This is a genomic window from Phenylobacterium sp., from assembly GCF_016793225.1.
Lineage (GTDB): Bacteria > Pseudomonadota > Alphaproteobacteria > Caulobacterales > Caulobacteraceae > Phenylobacterium.
Map to the genome: position 1 here is coordinate 32,102 of NZ_JAEUMN010000087.1, position 21,314 is coordinate 53,415.

The 21,314-nt window shown below is 72.5% G+C and carries 16 protein-coding genes and 1 tRNA gene; 11 read left to right on the forward strand and 6 right to left on the reverse strand.

What is annotated here, in order from left to right; all coding sequences use genetic code 11:
- Nucleotides 1–55: 55 nt before the first annotated feature.
- Nucleotides 56–895, forward strand: coding sequence for an SDR family NAD(P)-dependent oxidoreductase (locus JNK30_RS10640; protein ID WP_293482211.1), 840 nt, complete (start codon nt 56–58; stop codon nt 893–895).
- Between the two features lie 21 nt (nt 896–916).
- On the opposite strand, the gene JNK30_RS10645 is transcribed toward JNK30_RS10640, so the two are convergent.
- Entirely contained in the window at nt 917–2,227 is a 1,311-nt protein-coding gene (locus JNK30_RS10645; protein WP_293482212.1) for a PAS domain-containing protein, read from the reverse strand.
- Between the two features lie 211 nt (nt 2,228–2,438).
- Here JNK30_RS10645 and JNK30_RS10650 point away from each other — a divergent pair, with 211 nt between their 5' ends.
- Both JNK30_RS10650 and JNK30_RS10655 read left to right on the forward strand, forming a co-directional pair.
- Nucleotides 2,439–3,632: an acetate/propionate family kinase gene (locus tag JNK30_RS10650; RefSeq protein WP_293482213.1), complete on the forward strand. Its 1,194-nt coding sequence runs from the start codon at nt 2,439–2,441 to the stop codon at nt 3,630–3,632.
- Nucleotides 3,629–4,567, forward strand: coding sequence for a bifunctional enoyl-CoA hydratase/phosphate acetyltransferase (locus JNK30_RS10655; protein ID WP_293482214.1), 939 nt, complete (start codon nt 3,629–3,631; stop codon nt 4,565–4,567). The genes JNK30_RS10650 and JNK30_RS10655 overlap by 4 nt, the downstream gene beginning before the upstream one ends.
- Nucleotides 4,568–4,595: 28 nt before the next feature.
- Here the strand turns inward: JNK30_RS10655 and JNK30_RS10660 are convergent.
- From JNK30_RS10660 to JNK30_RS10670, 3 genes are all read right to left on the reverse strand, one after another.
- A tRNA-Val gene (locus tag JNK30_RS10660) sits at nt 4,596–4,670 on the reverse strand.
- 20 nt (nt 4,671–4,690) lie between these two features.
- Nucleotides 4,691–5,401: a phosphoglycolate phosphatase gene (gene gph / locus JNK30_RS10665; RefSeq protein ID WP_293482215.1), complete on the reverse strand. Its 711-nt coding sequence runs from the start codon at nt 5,399–5,401 to the stop codon at nt 4,691–4,693.
- Nucleotides 5,391–7,655, reverse strand: coding sequence for a transferrin receptor-like dimerization domain-containing protein (locus JNK30_RS10670; protein WP_293482216.1), 2,265 nt, complete (start codon nt 7,653–7,655; stop codon nt 5,391–5,393). The genes gph and JNK30_RS10670 overlap by 11 nt, the downstream gene beginning before the upstream one ends.
- Nucleotides 7,656–7,768: 113 nt before the next feature.
- Here JNK30_RS10670 and glmU point away from each other — a divergent pair, with 113 nt between their 5' ends.
- The 6 genes from glmU (at nt 7,769) to JNK30_RS10700 (ending at nt 16,363) form a co-directional block, all read left to right on the forward strand.
- Nucleotides 7,769–9,121 (forward strand): bifunctional UDP-N-acetylglucosamine diphosphorylase/glucosamine-1-phosphate N-acetyltransferase GlmU, encoded by a 1,353-nt coding sequence (gene glmU, locus JNK30_RS10675; RefSeq protein WP_293482217.1) that lies wholly within the window; start codon nt 7,769–7,771, stop codon nt 9,119–9,121.
- Nucleotides 9,121–9,804, forward strand: coding sequence for a ribose-5-phosphate isomerase RpiA (rpiA, locus tag JNK30_RS10680; protein ID WP_293482218.1), 684 nt, complete (start codon nt 9,121–9,123; stop codon nt 9,802–9,804). Before glmU ends, rpiA begins: the two co-directional genes overlap by 1 nt.
- Before the next feature lie 11 nt (nt 9,805–9,815).
- Nucleotides 9,816–11,198, forward strand: coding sequence for a glutathione-disulfide reductase (gor, locus tag JNK30_RS10685; protein WP_293482219.1), 1,383 nt, complete (start codon nt 9,816–9,818; stop codon nt 11,196–11,198).
- Between the two features lie 27 nt (nt 11,199–11,225).
- Nucleotides 11,226–12,398, forward strand: coding sequence for an O-antigen ligase (locus JNK30_RS10690; RefSeq protein WP_293482220.1), 1,173 nt, complete (start codon nt 11,226–11,228; stop codon nt 12,396–12,398).
- Between the two features lie 406 nt (nt 12,399–12,804).
- A complete protein-coding gene (locus JNK30_RS10695; RefSeq protein ID WP_293482221.1) occupies nt 12,805–14,184 on the forward strand; it encodes a class II 3-deoxy-7-phosphoheptulonate synthase in 1,380 nt (459 codons plus the stop codon).
- 85 nt (nt 14,185–14,269) lie between these two features.
- Nucleotides 14,270–16,363, forward strand: a complete 2,094-nt coding sequence (locus JNK30_RS10700; protein WP_293482222.1) for a catalase — start codon at nt 14,270–14,272, stop codon at nt 16,361–16,363.
- A 37-nt stretch (nt 16,364–16,400) separates the two neighbouring features.
- Here the strand turns inward: JNK30_RS10700 and JNK30_RS10705 are convergent, their stop codons facing one another.
- Nucleotides 16,401–16,880 carry a DUF4188 domain-containing protein gene (locus JNK30_RS10705; protein WP_293482223.1) on the reverse strand — a complete coding sequence of 160 codons (480 nt, stop codon included), beginning with the start codon at nt 16,878–16,880 and terminating at the stop codon, nt 16,401–16,403.
- Between the two features lie 172 nt (nt 16,881–17,052).
- Here JNK30_RS10705 and JNK30_RS10710 point away from each other — a divergent pair, with 172 nt between their 5' ends.
- Complete coding sequence (locus tag JNK30_RS10710) at nt 17,053–18,429, forward strand: MATE family efflux transporter (protein WP_293482224.1); 1,377 nt, start codon at nt 17,053–17,055, stop codon at nt 18,427–18,429.
- Here JNK30_RS10710 and JNK30_RS10715 read toward each other — a convergent pair whose 3' ends face one another.
- Nucleotides 18,430–20,382 carry a pyrroloquinoline quinone-dependent dehydrogenase gene (locus JNK30_RS10715; protein WP_293482225.1) on the reverse strand — a complete coding sequence of 651 codons (1,953 nt, stop codon included), beginning with the start codon at nt 20,380–20,382 and terminating at the stop codon, nt 18,430–18,432.
- On the opposite strand from JNK30_RS10715, the gene JNK30_RS10720 reads away from it, so the two are divergent.
- Entirely contained in the window at nt 20,381–21,313 is a 933-nt protein-coding gene (locus JNK30_RS10720) for a LytTR family DNA-binding domain-containing protein (protein WP_293482226.1), read from the forward strand. The genes JNK30_RS10715 and JNK30_RS10720 overlap by 2 nt on opposite strands.
- Nucleotide 21,314: the final 1 nt, after the last annotated feature.

Sequence of the window (21,314 nt, forward strand, 5' to 3'; positions counted from 1 at the left end):
GCGTCCGCGTCGCCGGCCTTCGCGCTCGGCGCCATGGAGACAGGAGAGGGCCAGCATGAAGGATCTCGCAGGCAAGGTCGCGTTCGTCACCGGCGGCGCGTCCGGCATCGGGCTGGGCATCGCCACCGCGCTGGCCCAGGCGGGCGTGAAGGTGATGCTGTGCGACATCGAGCAGGCGGCCCTGGACAAGGCGCTCGAGGGGCTGCGCCGGACGAACTTCGACGTGGAGGGCGTGCGCGCCGACGTCTCGCTGAAGGCCGAGCTGCAGGCCGCCGCCGCGGCCACCATCGAGCGCTTCGGCAAGGTCCACATCCTGGTGAACAACGCCGGCGTCGGCGGCGGCGGGCTCTACGGCAGCTGGACCGACGACGGCTGGGACTGGCTGCTCGACGTGAACCTGCGCGCGGTGGTCTGGGGCGTCGAGATCTTCGGCCCGCTGATCGAGAGCCACGGCGAGGGCGGGCACATCGTCTCCACCGCCTCGATCGCCGGCCTGATCTCGGGAACCAGCAATCCCTACAGCGTGACCAAGTACGGGGTGGTGGCCCTGTCCGAGGGGCTCCGCAACGAGCTGGCGCCGCGCAACATCGGCGTTTCGGTGCTCTGCCCCGGGATCATCCGCACCAACATCATGGACGCCGCCCGCAACGTGCCGGGCCGCTACAACCTGGAGGACCGCTCCCGCGACGTGGGCGCGGTGGGGGCGGCCTCGCTGCGCGAGCGCATCCAGGCCGGCATCGACCCGCTCTACGTGGGCGAGCTGGTCCGCGAGGGCATCGAGGACGACTGGCCGTACATCTTCACCGACAACGAGTTCGAGCCGTTCATCGAGGCCCGCTTCGCCAACATCAAGGCCGGCTTCGACCGCATCCGCGGCCGCACGCCACGGCGCTGACGGCGACGCCGGCCGCGGCGCTCAGGTCTCGCGCGGGCAACGGATGCGGCAACGCACCCCCTCGGGCGCATAGGTGATGCTCGCCTGTCCGCCGTCGGCGGCGAGGGCGCGGCCGATCAGGCGGGTGCCGAAGCCGGTCCGGCTCGGCTCGGCCACGGGCGGCCCGCCGGTCTCCCGCCAGTCGATCTCCACGCGTTCGCCGTCCACCTGCCAGGCGATCTCGATCCGGCCCGTGGCGTTCGAAAGCGCGCCGTACTTCACCGCGTTGGTGGCCAGCTCGTGCGCCACGAGCGCCAGGTCGATCGCGACCCGCGAACCCAGCCGCACCGAGGGCCCGGCCAGGCCGAACCGGCCCTCGTCCACATGCACGCGCAGCTGTCCGACCAGCAGGTCGGCCAGGTCGACCGGCTGCCAGCTTTCCGCGGTCAGGATGTCATGCGCCCGCGCCAGCGCCCCCAGGCGCTGCAGGAACTCGCTGCCGGCCTTCGCCTCGGCGCCCGACGATCGGAGGCTCTGGCTCGCCAGGCCCTGCACGACGGCGAGCGTGTTCTTCACCCGGTGGTTCAGCTCGTTCACCAGCAGGCGGCGGCGCTCCTCGGCCTCGCGCGCCTCGGTGATGTCGCCCAGCACGCCCACCAGGACCCGGCCGTCCGACTCGTTCAGCAGCGCCCTCGCATGCACCCAGCGCCGCGCGCCGTCCGGCCGCGTGATCCGGAACTCCGCCTCGAACTCCGAGCCGTCCCTGACGGTCGCCTCCATGAGCCGTCGCACGGACGCCGAGTCCTCCAGGGCCACGAGGCCGCGCAGGTCCGTCAGGTCGACCTGGTGCTGCTCCAGCCCGTAGATCGCGCGCGCCCGGGGCGACAGGGTCACCAGGTTCGTGCCGACGTCCCAGTCCCAGTCGCCCAGGCCCCCCGACTGCAGGGCGATCCTCAGGCGCGCCTCGTTCAGCGTGGCCGCCTCCTGCGCGGACTTGAGCTGGTGGATGTCCGTGGCTGTCCCGTACCACCGCATCCCGTCGCCGCGGCGGACGGGCGTCGCGCGGCTGACGTGCCAGCGCCAGGATCCGTCGGCCATGCGCAGCCGGTGTTCGGCCGTGTAGGGCGCGCTCTCGGCGACCGCGCGGGACCAGGCGGCCGTGGTGGCCTCCAGGTCGTCGGGATGCACGATGGGCGCCCAGTCGTACGAGCCCGAGGCGTCGCGCTGGAGCCCGGAATAGTTGGCGGCCTGGGCGTTGTAGTAGTCCACCACCCCGTTGTCGCCTGCGGTCCAGACGAGGTGGGGCAGCGTCTCGGCCAGGATCCGGAACGACTCGGCCTGCTCGTCCGCCACACTTCCTCCTCGCGCGCGCCGGACGTCGGCGACGGCCTGGCCCCACTCAGATAAGCGCGGCTTGACCTGGGCCGCAACGCGGCGCCGCCTCGACGCCGAGAGGCTGGATCGATGCGGCGCGTCGTGTTGATCTCGCGCGCAGGGGCTTCGCCCGCCGCCGGACCGCCCGCCGACGTCTATCCGGGCCGCGCGATGACCGGGAGATCGATGCGTGCCACGTGCGGTGCTCTGCCTGAACGTCGGGTCGTCCAGCCTGAAGTTCGCGGCCTATGACGCGGCGGCGGCGGGCCGTCCGCGGCTCTTCGGCGGCAAGGTTGAGGGGCTGGGCGGCGCGCTTCGGCTGCTGGCGCACGACGCGGCCGGCGCGCTTGTGGAGGATCGGAAGACCGGGGACGCGGGGCAGGCGGACGCCGCCCTCCGCCTCGTCTTCGACTGGATGGCGTCGCGCGCCGAGCCGGTCGACCTCGTGGGCGTCGGTCATCGCGTGGTGCACGGGGGCGGCCGCTATGTCGATCCGGTCGTGGTCGACGACGCGGTGCTGGCCGAGCTGGAGCGGTTCGACGCGCTCGCCCCCCTGCACCAGCCGTACAACCTCGCCGCCATCCGCGCCGTCACGGGGCTCCACCCCGCCCTGCCGCAGGTGGCGTGCTTCGACACCGCCTTCCACCACACCATCGCCCCGGTGGCGGCGCGCCTGCCGCTGCCGCGGGCCTGGCACGACCGCGGCGTGCGCCGCTACGGCTTCCACGGCCTGTCCTACGCCTATCTGGCCCGGACCCTCGCCGGCGGGACGCACGGGGCGGTGGGCCGCCGCGTCCTGGCCGCGCACCTGGGCAGCGGCGCCAGCCTCTGCGCCATGGTGGACGGCGCCTCCCTCGACACCACCATGGGCTTCACCGCCCTCGACGGGCTGATGATGGGGACGCGGCCGGGCAGCCTGGATCCCGGCGTCGTCCTCTACCTGCAGGCCGCCGGAATGGCGCCGGCCGAGCTCGAGGACCTGCTCTACCGCCGCTCGGGGCTGCTGGGCGTCTCCGGGATCTCGGCCGACATGCGGGTCCTCGAGGCCAGCGCCGCGCCCGAGGCCCGCGAGGCCATCGACCTCTTCGTCTGGCGCACGGTTCGCGAGGCGGGCGGCCTCGTCGCGGCCATGGGCGGGCTCGACACCCTGGTCTTCACGGCCGGCATCGGCGAGAACAGTCCCGGCGTCCGCGCGGCGATCTGCGAGCGGCTGGCCTACGCCGGCGTCCGGCTCGACCCGCTGGCGAACCGGGAGCAGCGGGAGAGCCTCCATGCGGACGACAGCCGGGTGAAGATCCTGCGCATTCCCACCGACGAGGAGCGCATGATCGCCGACGAGACCCTGGCGCGGCTCGCGCCGGAGGGTGCGGGAGAGGGCGCATGACCCGGCAGCATCGCGGCTACGACCGCCTCATGGCCGCCGCGGCGGGCGGTGCGCCGGCCCCCACCGCCGTCGTGCACCCCTGCAACGCCGCCTCGGTCGCCGCCGCCGCCGAGGCCGCGCGCCTGGGGCTCATCGCGCCGATCCTGGTGGGGCCGCCCGGGAAGATCGAGGCCGCCGCGCGCGAGGCCGGCGTGGATCCGGCCAGCCTGCGCATCGAGCCCGCGCCGCACAGCCACGCCGCCGCCGACCGGGGCGTCGCCCTCGTGAGGTCCGCCCAGGCGCGGCTCCTGATGAAGGGCTCGCTGCACACCGACGAGCTCATGGGCGCCGTCCTCGCGCCGGAAGGCCTGCGCACCGAGCGTCGGGTCAGCCACGCCTACATCATGGACGTGGAGGACTACCCCTGGCCGCTGATCATCACCGACGCGGCCATCAACATCGCGCCCGACCTCGCCGCGAAGGCCGACATCGTGCGCAACGCCATCGACCTCGCCCATGTGATCGGCGTGGAGCGCCCGCGCGTGGCGATCCTGTCGGCGGTGGAGACGGTGAACCCCGCGATCCCCTCCACGATCGACGCCGCCGCGCTGTGCAAGATGGCGGACCGGGGACAGATCGCGGGCGGGGTGCTCGACGGCCCGCTGGCGCTCGACAACGCCATCGACCGGGACGCCGCCGCCGAGAAGGGGATCGTCTCGCCCGTCGCGGGCCAGGCCGAGATCCTGGTCGTCCCCAACCTCGAGGCCGGCAACATGCTGGCCAAGCAGCTGACCTTCCTGGGCGACGCCGAGGCGGCCGGCGTCGTCCTGGGCGCCTGCGTGCCGATCATCCTCACCAGCCGCGCCGACTCCGAGCGCACGCGCCTCGCGTCCTGCGCGGTCGCCGTCCTCCTGGCCCGCGCCGCGCCCAAGGCCACGCCCGGCCTGCCGGGGTGAGACGTCGACGCGTGGATGTCGGAGAGGATGGTGGATGCGACAGGGATTGAACCTGTGACCCCCTCGGTGTGAACGAGGTGCTCTCCCGCTGAGCTACGCATCCTTACCCGGGAAGGTCGGGGGCTATAGCCGACCGGCTTTCCCGCCGCAAGCGCCCAGCAGCCGCCGGCAGGCTTCCGGCAGGTCGTCGTAGTGCGAGATCACCGCGTCGGGCGACAGGTCGGCCACCGGGATCTCGGTGTAGCCGAAATCCACCAGCACCAGCCCCGCGCCGGCCGCGCGGGCCGCGCCGGCGTCCGTGCCCGAATCGCCCACCAGGATCGTGCGCCCGATGTCGCCGCCCGCGGCGTCGACGGCGGCCCGCAGGTGGGCCGCGTCGGGCTTGGGGGCGGGGGCCCGGTCGGGTCCCACGACGGCGGCGAAGCGGGCGGTGAGGCCCAGGGCGTCCAGCAGCGCCTCCGACAGGTCCGAGGGCTTGTTGGTGCAGACGCACAGCGTCGCGCCGGCCGCGGCGAGGGCGTCCAGCGCCGCCTCGCAGCCCGGGAAGGGTCGGCTCTCCTGCGCGATCCGGCTCCGGTAGTGCGGGATGAAGCGTTCGAAGAGCTGCTGCAGCCGGGTCGGATGCACGCTCTGGCCGGCCGCCTCGAAGCCCAGCTTGAGCAGATGCCGCGCGCCGTGGCCGATGTAGGCCCGCGCCTGGGCGAGCGGCAGGGCCGGCAGACCGTCCTCCCGCAGGATGTGGTTCAGGGTCCCGATCAGGTCCGGGGCGGTGTCGACGAGGGTGCCGTCCAGGTCGAAGGCGATCGTCGCGCCGCGCAGCGCCTCATCCGCCATTGAGCACCGCCGTCGCCGCGTCGAGCCCGGCGGCGTAGTCGTTCAGCGCTTCGGCCGTCAGCACGATGTAGGCGCGGGCGTCCTCGAAGCGGCGCTCCTCGATGGCCTCGCGAACGCCCGGCAGGGTCTTGGCGCCATAGCCCGTGAACCGCCCCGGCGCGTAGATCATGTTCCGGTACCAGGGGCGGAAGGGCAGGCCGCGGTCGCGCAGCAGCCGCTGCTCCTGGCGCAGCAGGACGGCGTCCAGCGCCTTGCGCCGCGCCGGGGCCAGGCCCGGGCCCTTGGCCGCCAGCGCCTGGTCGAACGCCGCCGCGCTGGTCCGCAGCCGCGCTACGGCGCCGTCGAGCGGGGCGAAGTCGAGCTGCGGCGAGGCCGGAAGCGGCGCCGGGTCGCTGCGGGGGATCGTGGGATCGTCGGCCAGCCGGTAGGCGCCGATGGCCAGCAGGCGGGTCCGCGCGGCGGCCTCTTCCCGCTTGCCGTCCGCCAGCCGCTTCACCTCGTCCAGGTAGCCGGCCACCGTGTCCGCGAAGTCGCCGTAGCGCTGCACCGGGACCTCGGCGTCGGCCAGGCGGATCACCATCCGCCCCGTCACCCGGGCGAGGGCGCCGGCGTAGGCGTGGCCAGGGTCCACGAAGCGGCTGTGATGCTCGTAGGTGTCGTAGGCCGAATGGTAGACGCCGCCCGACTCGCCTTCGCCGCCGAAGCCCACGTTGAGGCTCGCGAGCCCGAGGTTCTGCAGGAACGCCGAGTAGTCCGAGCCGGACCCCAGCGCCTCGATCGGCAGGTCGCGCGTCGGGTCCGCGGCGATGCGGCCCAGCGCCGCCGCCCGCGTGTTGCCGGGTTGCTCTGCCGCGGCCACGGCCAGCGCCGCCCGCAGCCGGTCGCGAACCGAGACGCCCGTCTGAGGGTCCGCCACGTCGGCGGCGACCTGGTTGACGAAGCGCTGCAGCGCGTGGCTTCCGCCCACCGACAGGAAGCCCCGGCCGTTCGAGTCGGAGTTGATGTAGACGAGCGCCTTGGCCTTCAGCTCCGCCGCATGGGTCTCGGCCCACTCGGTCGAGCCCAGCAGCATCGGCTCCTCGGCGTCCCAGCTCGCGTAGACGATCGTGCGCTTCGGCCGCCAGCCGGTCTTGGCCAGCGCGCCCAGCGCCTTCGCCTCTCCCATCATCGCCACGTGGCCCGAGATCGGGTCCGTGGCCCCGAAGACCCAGCCGTCCCGGTGGTTGCCGCGCACCACCCATTCGTCCGGCCGCTCGCGGCCCTTCAGGGTGGCGATCACGTTATGGGCCGGCTTCAGGCTCCAGTCCGAGGCGACCTTCAGGCGGACGCGGGCGCCGCCGTCCCCGCCGCCCACGTGGTAGGTGATGGGCAGCGAGCCGCGGAAGCTCGCCGGCGCCACCGGGCCGTCCAGGGACGCCAGCAGCACCTGGGCGTCGCCGTAGCCGATCGGCAGCGTCGGGATCTTCAGGATGGTGGGCGAGTCCTCGCGGGCGACCCGCCTGGCGTCCTTGGTCGAGCCGTAGCCCGGCGTCGTGGGGTCCCCCGGGAACAGCGTCATGTCCGCCACCGACCCGCGCTGGAACCCCTGCGGCGGCCGCGCCGCGCCCTTCGGGTAGGGGTCGTCCACGGCGTAGCCGTCGTCCCGCGGGTCGGAGTAGATGATCGCGCCCACGGCCCCGTGGTCCTGGGCCAGCTTCGGCTTGAGGCCCCGCCACCCGGCGCCGTAGCGGGCGATCACGATCTTGCCCTTCACCGAGACGCCCAGGCGCTCGAGGGCCTCGTAGTCGGCGGGCATGCCGTAGTTCACGTAGACGAGCGGCGCCGTCGCCTCGCCGTCGCCCTGGAACGCCACATAGGCCGGAAGCTGGTCCCTGGTGCGCGACGAGCTCTCGTCGCCGGGAACCGGAGCCTCGGAGAGCGTGGCCCTGAACGGCGCGCCGCGGCCCTCCACGAGCTCCAGGGCCACCTCCTTCGGCGTCGGATAGAGCACCCAGAAGGTCTCGATCCTCGCGTCCCAGCCCCAGCTCCTGAACTGGGCCAGCGTCATCTCGGCGTTGCGTCGGTTGTGCGGCGCGCCCACGTGGATCGGCTCGGCCGACATGGTCTTCATCCACCCGCCCATCTCGGCCGGATCGATCAGGCCGTCGAACTTGGTCTCCAGCGCCGCGTCGGGGGCGGAGAGGGCGGCGGCGGGCGCGAGCGCCGCCAGGGCCGCCGCGCAGACGAGGGCGGCCGGACGCAGCTGAGATGCCATGAAGACTCCGGGGACAGGATGGCGCGGACGCTAACCGTTAGTCGCGCCCCGCCACAAGGCTTGCTAAGCCGGGCGGGAGCCGAGACTCATGGACTTGCGTGGGGGAGCGCCGAATGACCGCCAGAGCCGCCGTGATCATGGCCGCCGGCCAGGGCACGCGGATGAAGTCCAGGACCCCCAAGGTCCTGCACGCCGTGGGCGGCCGCGGGCTGCTCGACCGCGTGATCGACACGGTGCAGGCCGCGGGCTGCGAGCGCATCCACGTGGTGGTCGGCGCCCATAGCCCCGCCGTGCGGCAGCTGGTCGTCGACCGGCTGGGCGAGGCCGCGGTCGTCGTCCAGGACCCGCCCCTCGGCACCGGCCACGCCGTCCTCTGCGCCGCCGACGCGCTCGCGGACTTCGAGGGCGAGGTGCTGGTGGTCAACGGCGACTGTCCGCTGCTGACGGCCCAGGACCTGGAGCCGCTGTTCACCCTGCGCGGCCGCGGGACGCGGCTGGCCATCATGGCGTTCGAGCCGGTCCACCCGCTGAAGTACGGCCGCGTCCTGCGGGGGGCGGACGGGCACGTGGTGCGCATCGTCGAGGCCGCCGACGCCACCGAGGAGGTCCGCGCCGTCCGGACCTGCAACGCCGGCATGTACCTCGCCGACCGCGGCGACCTGTTCCGCTGGCTGTCGCGCGTCCGCAACGACAACGCCAAGGGCGAGTACTACCTCACCGACATCGTGGCCGAAGCCGTGCACGAGGAGGCGCTGGTCCGCGCCCACATCGCGCCGGAAGCCGCGGTCATGGGCGCCGACACGCCGCTCCAGCTCTCCCAGGCCGAGGCGGAGTTCCAGCGGCGCCGGCGCGCCTACTTCCTGGCCGAGGGCGTGCAGATGACGGCGCCCGAGACCGTGTTCTTCTCATGGGACACGGAGATCGCCGCCGGCGCCGCGGTCGAGCCGTACGTCGTCTTCGCGCCCGGCGTGAAGGTGGAGACGGCGGCCGTCATCCGGGCGTTCAGCCACCTCGAGGGCTGCGTGGTGCGCGAGGGCGCCCTGGTGGGACCCTATGCGCGGCTGCGGCCGGGCGCCGACATCGGCGAGGACGCGCACATCGGCAACTTCGTCGAGGTGAAGAAGGTCACGGTGGGCAGGGGGGCCAAGGCCAACCACCTGAGCTACCTGGGCGACGGCTCGGTGGGCGCGGGCGCCAACATCGGCGCCGGCACGATCTTCTGCAACTACGACGGCTTCTTCAAGTACGACACCCACGTGGGCGAGGGCGCCTTCGTGGGCTCCAACTCGGCCCTCGTGGCGCCGGTGACCATCGGGGCGGGCGCCTACACCGGCTCGGGCTCGGTCATCACCCGCGACGTGGCCCCCGAGGCCCTGGCGCTGGCCCGCGGCCAGCAGGTGGAGAAGCCCGGCTGGGCCGCCCGTTTCCGCCAGGCGATGAGCGCGAAGAAGGCCAAGGGCAAGTGATGGACGCCGACGCCCAGAAGCGCGCCGCGGGCGAGGCGGCCGCCGCCCTCGTGCAGGACGGCATGGTGGTGGGCCTGGGCACCGGCTCGACCGCGGCTTGGTTCGTCCGGGCGCTCGCCGCGCGCGGGCTCGACATCGTAGGCGTGCCGACCTCCAAGGCCACGGCCGAGCTGGCCGCAAGCCTCGGCATCCGGCTGGGGGAACTGGGCGAGACCCGGGCCATCGACCTCACCGTCGACGGCGCCGACGAGATCGGCCCCGGCCTGGCGCTGATCAAGGGCGGCGGCGGCGCGCTCCTGCGCGAGAAGCTGGTCTGGGAGGCGTCCCGTTCCTGCGTCGTCATCGCCGACGCCGCCAAGCAGGTGAAAACCCTGGGAAAGTTCGCCCTGCCCGTCGAGGTCACGGCGTTCGGGCACAAGACCGTGCAGGCGCGCATCTGCGACGTCCTGGCGGAATTCGAAATCGGCATCGCACCGATGCTTCGACGCCGGGACGGGGAGCCGGTAACAACGGACGGCGGCAACCTTATCTATGACGCCGCCTGCGGGACGATCGCGGAGCCCGCCGCGCTGGCGGCGGCGCTGAAGAGCGTGACCGGCGTCGTGGACCACGGCCTGTTCCTCGATCTGGCCGATCGGGCGCTGGTCGGGACGCCCGACGGCGTCGTCGAACTGGAACCTTGAGGAGACCGCGCGTGGCGGATCACGACTACGACCTCTTCGTCATCGGCGCCGGCTCGGGCGGCGTCCGGGCGGCGCGCGTGGCGGCCATGTCCGGCGCCAAGGTGGGGGTCGCCGAGGAGCACCGGGTGGGCGGCACCTGCGTCATCCGCGGCTGCGTGCCCAAGAAGTTCATGGTCTACGCCTCGGAATACGCGAAGCATTTCGAGACGGCGCGCGGGTACGGCTGGGAGGTCGGCGAGACCCGCTTCGACTGGTCCCGCTTCCTGGTGGAGAAGGACAAGGAGATCGCCCGGCTCTCCGGCATCTATGTCCGCAACCTGCAGAACGCCGGCGCCGAGCTCTTCCACGGCAAGGCGCGGCTGAAGGACCGCCACGTCATCGAGCTCGAAGGCAAGGGCGAGGTGACGGCCGGCAAGGTGCTGGTGGCCACGGGCGGGCGGCCCTGGATGCCCCGCGAGCTGCCCGGCGTCGAGCTCGCCATCACCTCGAACGAGGCCTTCCATCTGCCCGAACTGCCCAAGCGCATCGTGATCGCCGGCGGCGGCTACATCGCCCTGGAATTCGCGGGCATCTTCAACGGCCTGGGCGTGGAAACGACAGTGGTCCACCGGGGCCCCAACGTCCTGCGCGGCTTCGACGACGACATCCGCGCCCACATCGCCGAAGAGATGGAGCAGGCCGGCGTGCGCATCCTCCTGGGGACGCAGCACACGCGCCTCGAGAAGACCGCGACCGGCATCCTCAACACCTTCGACAACGGGCACAGCTGCGAGAGCGACGTCGTCATGTTCGCCCTCGGCCGCGAGCCCTACACGGCCGGCCTCGGGCTGGAGAACGCCGGCGTGGACCTCGCGGCGAACGGAGCGGTGAAGGTCGACGGCTTCTCGCGGTCCAGCGTCGACAACATCTGGGCCGTGGGCGACGTCACCGACCGGATCAACCTCACGCCGGTGGCGATCCGCGAGGGCGAGGCGTTCGCCCGCACCGAGTTCCACAACACGCCGATGTCCTTCGACCACGAGATGGTCGCCTCGGCCGTCTTCACCCAGCCCCAGATCGGCTCGGTGGGCCTCTCCGAGGCGGACGCGCGGCATCGGCACGGCAAGGTCGACGTCTACCTCTCGAAGTTCCGGCCCATGAAGGAGACCTTCTACGGCGGCCACCAGCGCGCGCTGATCAAGCTCGTGGTCGAGCAGGGCAGCGAGCGGATCCTGGGCTGCCATGTGGTCGCCCCCGACGCGGGCGAGATCATCCAGATGGCCGCCATCGCGCTCAAGATGGGCGTGACCAAGCCGCAGTGGGATTCCACCTGCGCCGTGCACCCGACCCTCGCCGAGGAGCTGGTCACCATGCGCGAGAAGTACACGCCGCCCGCGCTCGGACAGGTGGCCTAAGCCGGCGAACGCCCTTATCAGGCGGCCATGAGCGAGAGGGGCGACCGCCTCGGGGCGTGGTGCGGCTGGGTGATGGTCGGCGTGGCCGCCCTGACGCCGCTGTTCGCCTGGCTGGGCCCCCTCGGCTTCGCGCCCCTGCTCAGCCTGGCGGGCCTGCTCTGCCTGCCGGCCGTCCGCGTGGACGAGCGGGACCGGCCCCTCGCCATCCTGCTGCTGCTCACCGTCGCCTGGGCCGCCGCCTCCACCTTCTGGAGCCCCCACAAGGCCACGCGGCTGGAAGACAGCGCCGCGCTGAAGCTCGCCTTCCAGGTGCTGCTCTACTGGTCGGCCTGGCAGGGCGCCCGTCGCGCCGCGCCGGCCCAGCGCCGCCTCGCGCTGAAGGTCTTCGGCTGGGGCCTGGCCGCGTACGGCGCCGTGCTCGCGGTCGAGGCCATGACCGAGGCGGGGCTCTACCGCGCGCTGCGCGACCTGATCCGCGACCCCATCCGGCCGGACCTCGGCAAGAAGAACATCGCGCACGGCAGCTTCGTGCTGGCGCTGCTCTGGCCCGTCGTCGCCGCGGGCGCGGCGCGCGCCGGCGCGTCCTGGCTGCTCGCGGTTCCCATGGCGGTGGGCACGGCGCTGGTGGGGGCGAAGTTCGGATCCGACGCGCCGGTTCTCGCGGTCGGGCTGGCGGTGGCCGCCGGCGTGACGGTCTGGATCTGGCCGCGCTCGGCGCCGAAGTCGCTGGCGGTGGCCACGGCGACGCTGATCCTGCTGATGCCCCTCCTGATCCTGGCCGCGCTGAAGCTGCAGACGGGCCAGCACCTGCCGGAGTCCTGGGCCCAGCGCGTCGGCTACTGGGGCTACGCCCTGGCCCGTCTGGCCGACCATCCGTTCCGCGGCTGGGGCCTGGACGCCAGCCGGGCCTTCAGCCCCTGGATCCAGCTCCACCCGCACAACGGCGCCCTGCAGCTCTGGCTCGAGCTCGGGGCCCTCGGGGCGGTCCTGGGCGCGCTGGTGTGGGCGTTCGTCTTCCGCCGGTTCGCCGGCGAGGCGCGCAGCCTGGTCGCGGCGGGCGCGGCGGGGTCGGCCATGGTCTACGTCCTCTTCGGCGCCATCAGCTTCGGCGTCTGGCAGGAGTGGTGGCTGGGCGCGGCCGCCCTGACCGCCGCCGCGGCGGCCCTCGCCGACTCCGAGGACGCCGAACGCCGCAGCTGAGGGGACGTGGGTGGTCGATGCTCCCCCCCCTGGGGGAGCTCGCGAAGCGAGAGGGGGCCTGGCCCCACCCCAACCCCCTGTCATCCCGGTTTCCGCGCAAGCGGAAGACCGGGACCCATAGACTCCGCCTCTCCGGATAAAGCGCGGGCGCCGCCGCCAGCGGGCCACCCCCACACATCGGGCGCGTATGGGTCCCGGTCTTCGCCTGCGGCGAAACCGGGATGACAGCCGTGGGGGTGCGTAGGCCCACGGCCCTTTCCGCGATCTCTGCGGTTAACTTGGACCGGTGCAACGGCCGGCCCGCGAGGCATCGAACGCCGCAGCCGGTCCGCAGGGGCGTGACGCTGCGCTGCAATGTGGGTAAAACGCCCGGCCCGCTGACGACGGCGGTACCGGACTTGAGCAGATGACCGAACACTGGACGCCCGCATCCTGGAGAACGAAGCCCGCCAAGCACATCCCGTCCGACTATCCGGACCTGGCTGAGCTTTCGCGGGTCGAGACCACCCTTCGCAAGATGCCGCCCCTGGTGTTCGCGGGCGAGGCGCGACGCCTCAAGGCGGCCCTGGCCGACGTGGTCGAGGGCAAGGCCTTCCTGCTGCAGGGCGGCGACTGCGCCGAGAGCTTCAAGGAGTTCGCGGCCGACAACATCCGCGACACCTTCCGCCTGATCCTGCAGATGGCGGTGGTGCTGACGTTCGCCGGCGGCAAGCCGGTGGTGAAGGTGGGCCGCATGGCCGGCCAGTTCGGCAAGCCGCGCTCCTCGCCGGTCGAGACGATCGACGGCGTCGAGCTGCCCAGCTACCGCGGCGACAACATCAACGGCATGGACTTCACGCCGCAGAGCCGCACGCCCGACCCGCAGCGGCTGATCCAGGCCTACAGCCAGTCGTCGGCCACGCTGAACCTGCTGCGCGCCTTCGCGAGCGGCGGCTACGCCGACCTCTACAACATCCACCGCTGGACCCTGGGCTTCGTGGCCGACAGCCCGCAGGGCGCCCGCTACCGCGAACTGGGCGACAAGATCTCCGGGGCCCTGTCGTTCATGGACGCCCTGGGCATCAACGCCCAGACGCATCCGACCATCCACCAGGTGGACTTCTTCACCAGCCACGAGGGCCTGCTGCTGGGCTACGAGGAGGCCATGACCCGGGTCGATAGCACCTCGGGCGAGTGGTACGACACCTCGGCGCACCTGCTCTGGATCGGCGAGCGCACGCGCCAGCTCGACGGCGCGCACATCGAGTACTTCCGCGGCATCCGCAACCCGATCGGCGTGAAGGTCGGTCCGACCGTCGAGCCCGACGAGCTGCTGAAGCTCATCGACGTGCTGAACCCGAAGAACGAGGCCGGCCGGCTGACGCTCTATGGCCGCTTCGGCTACGACAAGATCGAGGGCCGGCTGCCGGCGCTGCTGCGCGCCACCAAGGGCGCGAACGTGGTCTGGGCCATCGACCCGATGCACGGCAACACCCTGACGGCGGCCACCGGCTACAAGACGCGGCCGTTCGACCGCATCCTGTCCGAGGTGAAGTCGTTCATCGACCTCTGCAAGGCCGAGGGGACGCATCCCGGCGGCGTGCACCTCGAGATGACCGGCCAGAACGTCACCGAGTGCCTGGGCGGCGCGCGGGCCCTGGCGGAGGGCGACCTCGCCGACCGCTACCACACGCACTGCGACCCGCGGCTCAACGGCGAGCAGGCGCTGGAACTGGCGTTCCTGGTGGCCGAGAAGCTGAAGGACGATCGCGTCGATCTCTCCCGGAGGGTGGCGGCGGCGGTGTGAGCCGGCGGCCGGCGCGCACCTCTTTTCGGGCGCGCCTGAACTTTCCTCCTGTCCCGCGGTTGAGGCGGGCCACAGGAGGGACGACATGTCCGACGACATCTACCGCGACCGGAATCCGGGCGCCGGCGGCGAAACGCATCAGATCGCCGAGGGCGACACCCCGGTCTTGACCACCCAGCAGGGCGTGCCGGTCGCCGACGACCAGAACACGCTGCGGGTGGGCGCGCGCGGCCCCGCCCTCCTGGAAGACTTCCACTTCCGCGAGAAGATCTTCCACTTCGACCACGAGCGCATCCCGGAGCGGGTCGTCCACGCCCGCGGCTTCGGCGTGCACGGCTACTTCGAGACCACCGAGAGCCTGGCCGACCTCACCCGCGCGGATCTCTTCCAGCGCGCCGGCGAGCGCACGCCGGTCTTCGTCCGCTTCTCGACCGTGGCGGGCAACAAGGGGTCCTTCGACCTCGCCCGCGACGTCCGTGGCTTCGCCGTGAAGTTCTACACGAAGGAAGGCAACTGGGACCTGGTCGGCAACAACATCCCGGTCTTCTTCATCCAGGACGCGATGAAGTTCCCCGACGTGGTCCACGCCGCCAAGCAGGAGCCCGATCGCGGCTTCCCGCAGGCCCAGACCGCGCACGACAACTTCTGGGACTTCATCACCCTGACGCCCGAGTCCATGCACATGGTCATGTGGATCATGTCGGACCGCACGATCCCGCGGTCGTTCCGGTTCATGGAGGGCTTCGGGGTCCACACCTTCCGGTTCATCACCGATGACGGGCGCTCGACCTTCGTGAAGTTCCACTGGAAGCCGAAGCTCGGCCTGCAGTCGGTGATGTGGAACGAGGCCGTGAAGATCAACGGCGCCGATCCCGACTTCCACCGCCGCGACCTCTGGGACGCCATCACCCTGGGCGATCCTCCGGAGTGGGAGCTCGGCGTCCAGGTGTTCGACGACGCCTTCGCCGACAGCTTCGAGTTCGACATCCTCGACTCCACGAAGATCATCGCCGAGGAGCTCGTGCCGGTCCGCGTCGTCGGCCGCCTGGTGCTGGACCGGGTGGTCGACAACTTCTTCGCCGAGACCGAACAGGTCGCGTTCTGCACCCAGAACGTCGTGCCCGGCATCGGCTTCACCAACGACCCGCTGCTGCAGGGCCGCAACTTCTCGTACCTCGACACCCAGCTGAAGCGGCTGGGCAGCCCCAACTTCACCCACATCCCGATCAACCAGCCCCGCGGCTGCCCGGTGATGAACTTCCAGCAGGACGGCCACATGGCCATGCGCAACCCGTCGGGCCGCGTGAACTACGAGCCGAACAGCTGGGGCGGCCCGCGTGAGAGTCCCGAGCGGGGCTACCGCCACTTCGTCGCGCCCGAGGCCGGCGACAAGCGGCAGATCCGGTCCGAGACGTTCGCGGACCACTACAGCCAGGCCCGCCAATTCTACGTCAGCCAGACCGGCGTGGAGCAGAAGCACATCGCCGACGCCCTCGTGTTCGAGCTCAGCAAGTGCGAGCGCGAGGACATCCGGGCGCGCATGGTCTCGCACCTGCGCAACATCGACGAGGGTCTCGCGGCGCGGGTGGCCGACGGACTCGGCCTGGCGGAGATCCCGACCGCCGCGCCGCCCGCGGCGCCGGTGATCCAGGACCTCCCGGCCTCCGACCCGCTCAGCATCCTGAAGCGGCCGCCGCCCAGCTTCCGCGGCCGCAAGGTGGGCATCCTCATCGCGGACGGCTCCGACGCCGACCTGCTCGAGGCGCTCGTCGACGCGATCGAGGCCGAAGGCGCCATCTACGAGCTGATCGCCCCCAAGGTCGGCGGCGCGCGGCTCAGCGACGGCGCGCTCCAGCCGGCGCAGCAGAAGATCGATGGCGGCCCGTCGGTGCTCTACGACGCCGTGGCGGTTATCGTCTCGGCCGAGGGCGCGGCGCTGCTCGGCATGGACAAGCCCGCCAAGGACTTCGTCAGCGACGCCTTCGCCCACTGCAAGGTGATCGGCCACACCGAGGCGGCGTTGCCGTTCTTCGAGCGGGCCGGGGTCATGGCGGCGGACCTCGACAGCGGCTTCGTGCCCCTGTCCGGCGACGACGACGCCGAGACGTTCGTGCAGGCCTGTCGCCAGCTCCGGGTCTGGACCCGCGAGCTGAAGACCGACCTCGACGCCGTGGCCTGAGCCTGCGCGGCCGCGGGCCTCGCGCCCGCGGCCGTCGTCACGCTGCGGCCTTCAGGCGCTGGCGGGCTTCCTGCTTCGCGCCGACCGCGTCGACGAGCCGGCCCGCCGCGCCCAGGCCGAACGTGGGCATGCCGCCGTAGATCGCTTCGTAGCGCCCGGGCGCGACCAGGTAGGTCTCGTGCCAGATGCCGACGTCGCCATCCATGCCCACGGTCCGGTAGAAGCTGCGCCAGGCCGGCAAGTGCTCGTGGTTTTCGGCGCGGGCGTAGGCCTCCAGATGTTCGAAGCTGCGCCAGTACTGCACGGTCATCACGTCCGGGAATCCGTTGAAGTCCTGCGCGTGCAGCAGGCCCAGTTCCGGGCGGGCTTCCAGTTCGCTGCGCATCCTCCGCATCGCCGCGGCGACGGGTCGCCACTTCCAGATCTTCCACGGCCGCAGGATGCGGGCGCCGATCAGGAAGACCACGAACTCGCCCTCCAGCTCGGCGCACATCCGCGCCTTGTTGATGCCGCCCATGTCGCCCTCGCTGTCCGGTTATCCCTTGCGGCTACCGCCCGGCGCCGGCGTTTGGATGTGCCCTCGAGGCCACGCGCGCAGGGAGAAGGCCGGCCAAGCTGAAGCTGGCCTTGCCGTCCCGCGACGCCGGCGCCAGTCTCCGCGCCTCTTTGAAAACCCGAGCTTGCCAGCCATGGACCGCCCCGCGGGCCAGGCGCCCGCGGAGTCTCGGGGGCGCACGAGCCCTTTCCGCACCGATCTCGACACCCTCCTGAAGCTCTCGGGACCGGTCGTCCTGTCGCGCCTGGGCATCATGGCCATGGGGCTCACCGACGCCATCGTCGTCGGCCGCTTCTCGGCGCGCGAGCTCGGCTACCACGCGCTGGGCTGGGCGCCGACCAGCGTGGTGCTGACCGCCGTGGTGGGCCTGCTCACCGGCGTCCAGGTGATGACCGCGCGCCGGATCGGGGAGGGACGCCGCGACCTGACCGGGGCGGTGCTCAGGCGCGGCCTGGCCTACGCCTTCTGGCTGGGCCTGGTGTCGGCCGTGATCCTGGCCGTCGGCGGTCCGCCGTTCATGCATGTGATCGGGCTCGAGAAGGACCTCGCCGACGGCGCCAGCCGGGTGCTGCTGGTCTTCTCGCTGTCGCTGCCGGGCTACGCGATCAGCGTCGCCTGCGCCTTCTGGCTCGAGGGCCTGTCCCGCCCGGGGCCGGCCGCCTGGTTCATGTGGGCGGCCAACGTCGTGAACCTGGCGCTGAACCTGCTGCTGGTGCCGGGGACCTTCGACCTGCCGGCCATGGGCGCGGTCGGCGGGGCCTGGGCGACCATGGGCGCCCGGACCTTCCTGGCGCTGATCAGCGTGGCCTTCATCCTGCGCATGGCCGAGGCCCGCGCGCTCGGCGTCTTCGACCGGCCCGAGCGCGACCGGCCGGCCGAGATCGAGCAGCGGCGCATCGGCTACGGCGCGGGGATCTCCAACTTCTTCGAGGTCGCCGCCTTCGCCAGCCTGAACGTGATCGCCGGCTGGATCAGCGCGCTCACCGTCGCGGCGTGGACGATCGTCCTCAACGTCGCGGCCATCGTCTTCATGGTGCCCCTGGGCCTGGCGACCGGCGCCGCGGTTCTCGTGGGCAAGGCCTACGGCGCCCGCGATCCCGCCGCCGTGACCCGGGCCGGCGTCGTCTCCTTCGCCGTGACCTTCGCGTTCGGCGTGGCGATCTCGCTCGCCATCTGGCCCGCCGCCGGCCTGATCTCGGGCGCCTACACGACCGATCCCGCGACCCTGGCGATCGCCATTCCCGCCCTGGCGCTGGCCTGCCTCTTCTTCGCGCCCGACGCGCTGCAGGTGGTGGCCGCCCAGTCGCTGCGCGCCCGCGGCGACGTCTGGGTTCCCACGATCACCCACCTCACCAGCTACATCCTGGTGATGATGCCGCTGGCCTGGTTCCTGGCGATCCCGATGGGGCAGGGGATCCTCGGCATGACCTGGGCCGTGATCGCCGCCAGCTTCCTGTCGGGCGCGCTGCTGCTGGGCCGCTTCTGGCTGCTGAGCCGCCGGCCGCTCTAGTCAGGGGCGCAGCGGCCCGGGCAGGGCGAAGGCCACCACCTGGTCGCCCGGCTTGGTTCCGCTCTTCCCGTGGCCGCCGGCCGCGATGACCACGTACTGCCGCCCCTTCCAGACGTAGGTCATCGGCGTCGCCTGGCCCCCGGCCGGCAGCCGGCCCTTCCACAGCTCGCGCCCCGTCGCGCCGTCGAAGGCGCGCAGGTAGTTGTCCATCGCCGCGCCGATGAACACGAGCCCGCTCGCCGTGGCGATCGGCCCGCCGAAGCCGGGGACCCCGATGTCGCCCAGCAGCAGCTGCGAGCCCGGCGCGAGGTCGCGCGTGGTCCCCAGCGGGACCTCCCACAGCACCTTGCCGGTGCGCATGTCCACGGCGTGCAGCTGGCCCCAGGGCGGCGGGTTGCAGGGCAGTCCCAGCGGCGAGCGCAGCACCTCGCGCTTCATGCCGTAGGGCGCCCCGCGCTGGGCCGAGACCTCGGTGTCCATCTCGGCCTGCTGGGTGGCCTTCACCTTGTCCGCCGGGATCAGCGTCACGAGGTGCAGCGCGCTGGAGGTGTTCACATAGACCACCTGCCGGCCGGCGTCGAAGGCCAGCCCGCCCCAGTTCATGCCCCCGCCGGTGAACGGGTACAGGATCGTCCCCTGCAGAGACGGCGGCGTATAGATCCCCTCGCGCCGGGCGCCTTCGATCAGCCTGCGGCACGCGCCGCGGTCCCAGGGCGTCAGTCCGTAGGCGTCCTCGGGCGCGATCTCCATCGGGCTCAGCGGCCGCGGCGCCGTGGGGAAGGGCTGCGTGGGCGACAGAGGCTCGCCCGGGGCGCCGCCCTGCGGGACGCGGCGTTCCTCCACCGGGATCACGGGCGCGCCGGTCTCCCGCGCCAGGGTGAAGATCAGCCCCTGCTTGGTGGCCTGGATCACCGCCGGCGTGGCGCGCCCGCCGTAGGCCACGTCGCCCAGGGTCGGCTGGGCCGGGACGTCGTAGTCCCAGACGTCGTGGTGCGTCGTCTGGAAGCTCCAGCGCGGCTGGCCGGTCGCGGCGTCCACCGCCACCACCGAATTGGCCATGCCGTTGTTCCCCGGACGCAGGCCGCCGAAGAAGTCCGGGCTCGCGCTCGAGGTGGGCAGGAAGACGAGGCCGCGCGCCGGGTCCGCCGACATGGGCGCCCAGACGTTGGCCGCGCCCGCCTTCACGCCCGGCCCGGCGCCCGCCAGCGGATCGAAGGCCCAGCGCGGCGCCCCGGTGCGCGCGTCGTAGGCCCGCACCACGCCCGAGATCTCCTCCACCCGCTGGTTGTCGTCGATCGACGAGCCCACCACCACGACGCCGTTCACCACCACCGGCGGCGAGGTGATCTGCATCTGGCCCTTGCGCTCTAAGAGGACGCCCAGGCCCACGTCCACGGTCCCGCCCTTGCCGAAGCCGGGGCAGGGGGCGCCGGTCGCCGCGTCCAGCGCGATCAGCCGCCGGTCCACCGTGGGCAGGAACACCCGCGCCGCGCAGGCTGCGCCCGCCGGCGCCTCGGGGTCGCGCCAGAAGGTCACGCCGCGGCAGACGTTGTCGTTGGGGTAGCGGACCGTCGGGTCCACCTTCGGGTCGTGCCGCCAGATCTCGCGGCCCGTCCCCGGATCCAGCGCCGCCGCCAGGTTGAACTGCGAGCAGACGTAGAGCCGGCCCTCGGCCAGGATCGGCGTGTTCTCGAACGCCGCGTGCTCGATCTCCGCGCCGTTCCGCGCCAGCTCGCCGGTCGAATAGGTCCAGGCGACCTTCAGCCCCGCCACGTTCGCCGGCGTGATCTGCGCCGCGGACGAGTACCGCTGCCCGCCCGCGTCGCCGCCATAGTAGGGCCAGTCCGCTTCGGGCGCGGCCGCGACGGCCGCGCTCGGGCGTGGCGCGCACGCGGCGATTGCGAGTAGGCTCACGGCGGCGCAGGTCGCGGCGCATCGGGTCAGGACGGTCATGGCGAAATCCGAAGGGCAGGCGATGGCGGCGATGGAACATCGCGCCGCCCTCGTGCGCCAGCCGGGCCGGGACGAACGGCTCGCGGCCAGGGACGAACCGCCCGGGGCGGGGCTGCAAGGCCTTCTCCGCGGGATCGACGGCGACACCGTCCGCGGGCTCCTGCTGTCCTGGGCCATCGGGATGTCGGTGGTGGCCGTCATCATCCTCTTCAACGTGCTCACCCGCCGCCATGACTTTCCCGGGCAGCCCATCGCCGAAGTCGTGGTCCTGGAAGGCTCCAGCCTGGTGAGCATGGCGCCGGCGCTGCTGATCGCGGGGCTGGCGGCGCTCTGGCTTCGGCGCTCCCGGCCGTCGCCGCTCCGGATGGCCGCGGGGCTCGCCCTGGCGTTCGCGCCCTTCGCCCTGGTCCACATCGGCGGCTTCGTGCTCATCCGCCAGGCGGCCTACGCCGCGGCGGACGCCCGCTACCACTTCACACCGCTCGGGCAGGAACTGGCCTACGAACTGGCCAAGGACGCGCCCGGGTTCGCGGTGTCGGTGTTCCTGTTCTGGGTGACCCTGGGCTGGATCATGCGCCCGGCCGCGCTTCCAGCCCCCGCGACGCCCGCCACCTTCGACATCCGCGACGGCGCGCGTCTCATCCGCGTTCCGGTGCTGGCGATCGTCGCGATCCGTTCGGCCGGCAACTACGCCGAGTTCCTGCTCGACGACGGCCGGCGGCCGCTCATGCGGACCGCGCTGGGCGGGCTCGAGACCCTCATGTCGCCCCTGGGCTTCGTGCGCACCCACCGCTCCTGGCTGGTGAACGCCGCGCGGGTGACGGGCCTGGCGCCGGAGGGGTCGGGCGACTACGCCGTCGAGATCGGCGAGCTCCGCATCCCCCTGTCGCGCCGCTACCGGGCGGCGCTGCAGCGGCTGCGGGCCGGCTAAC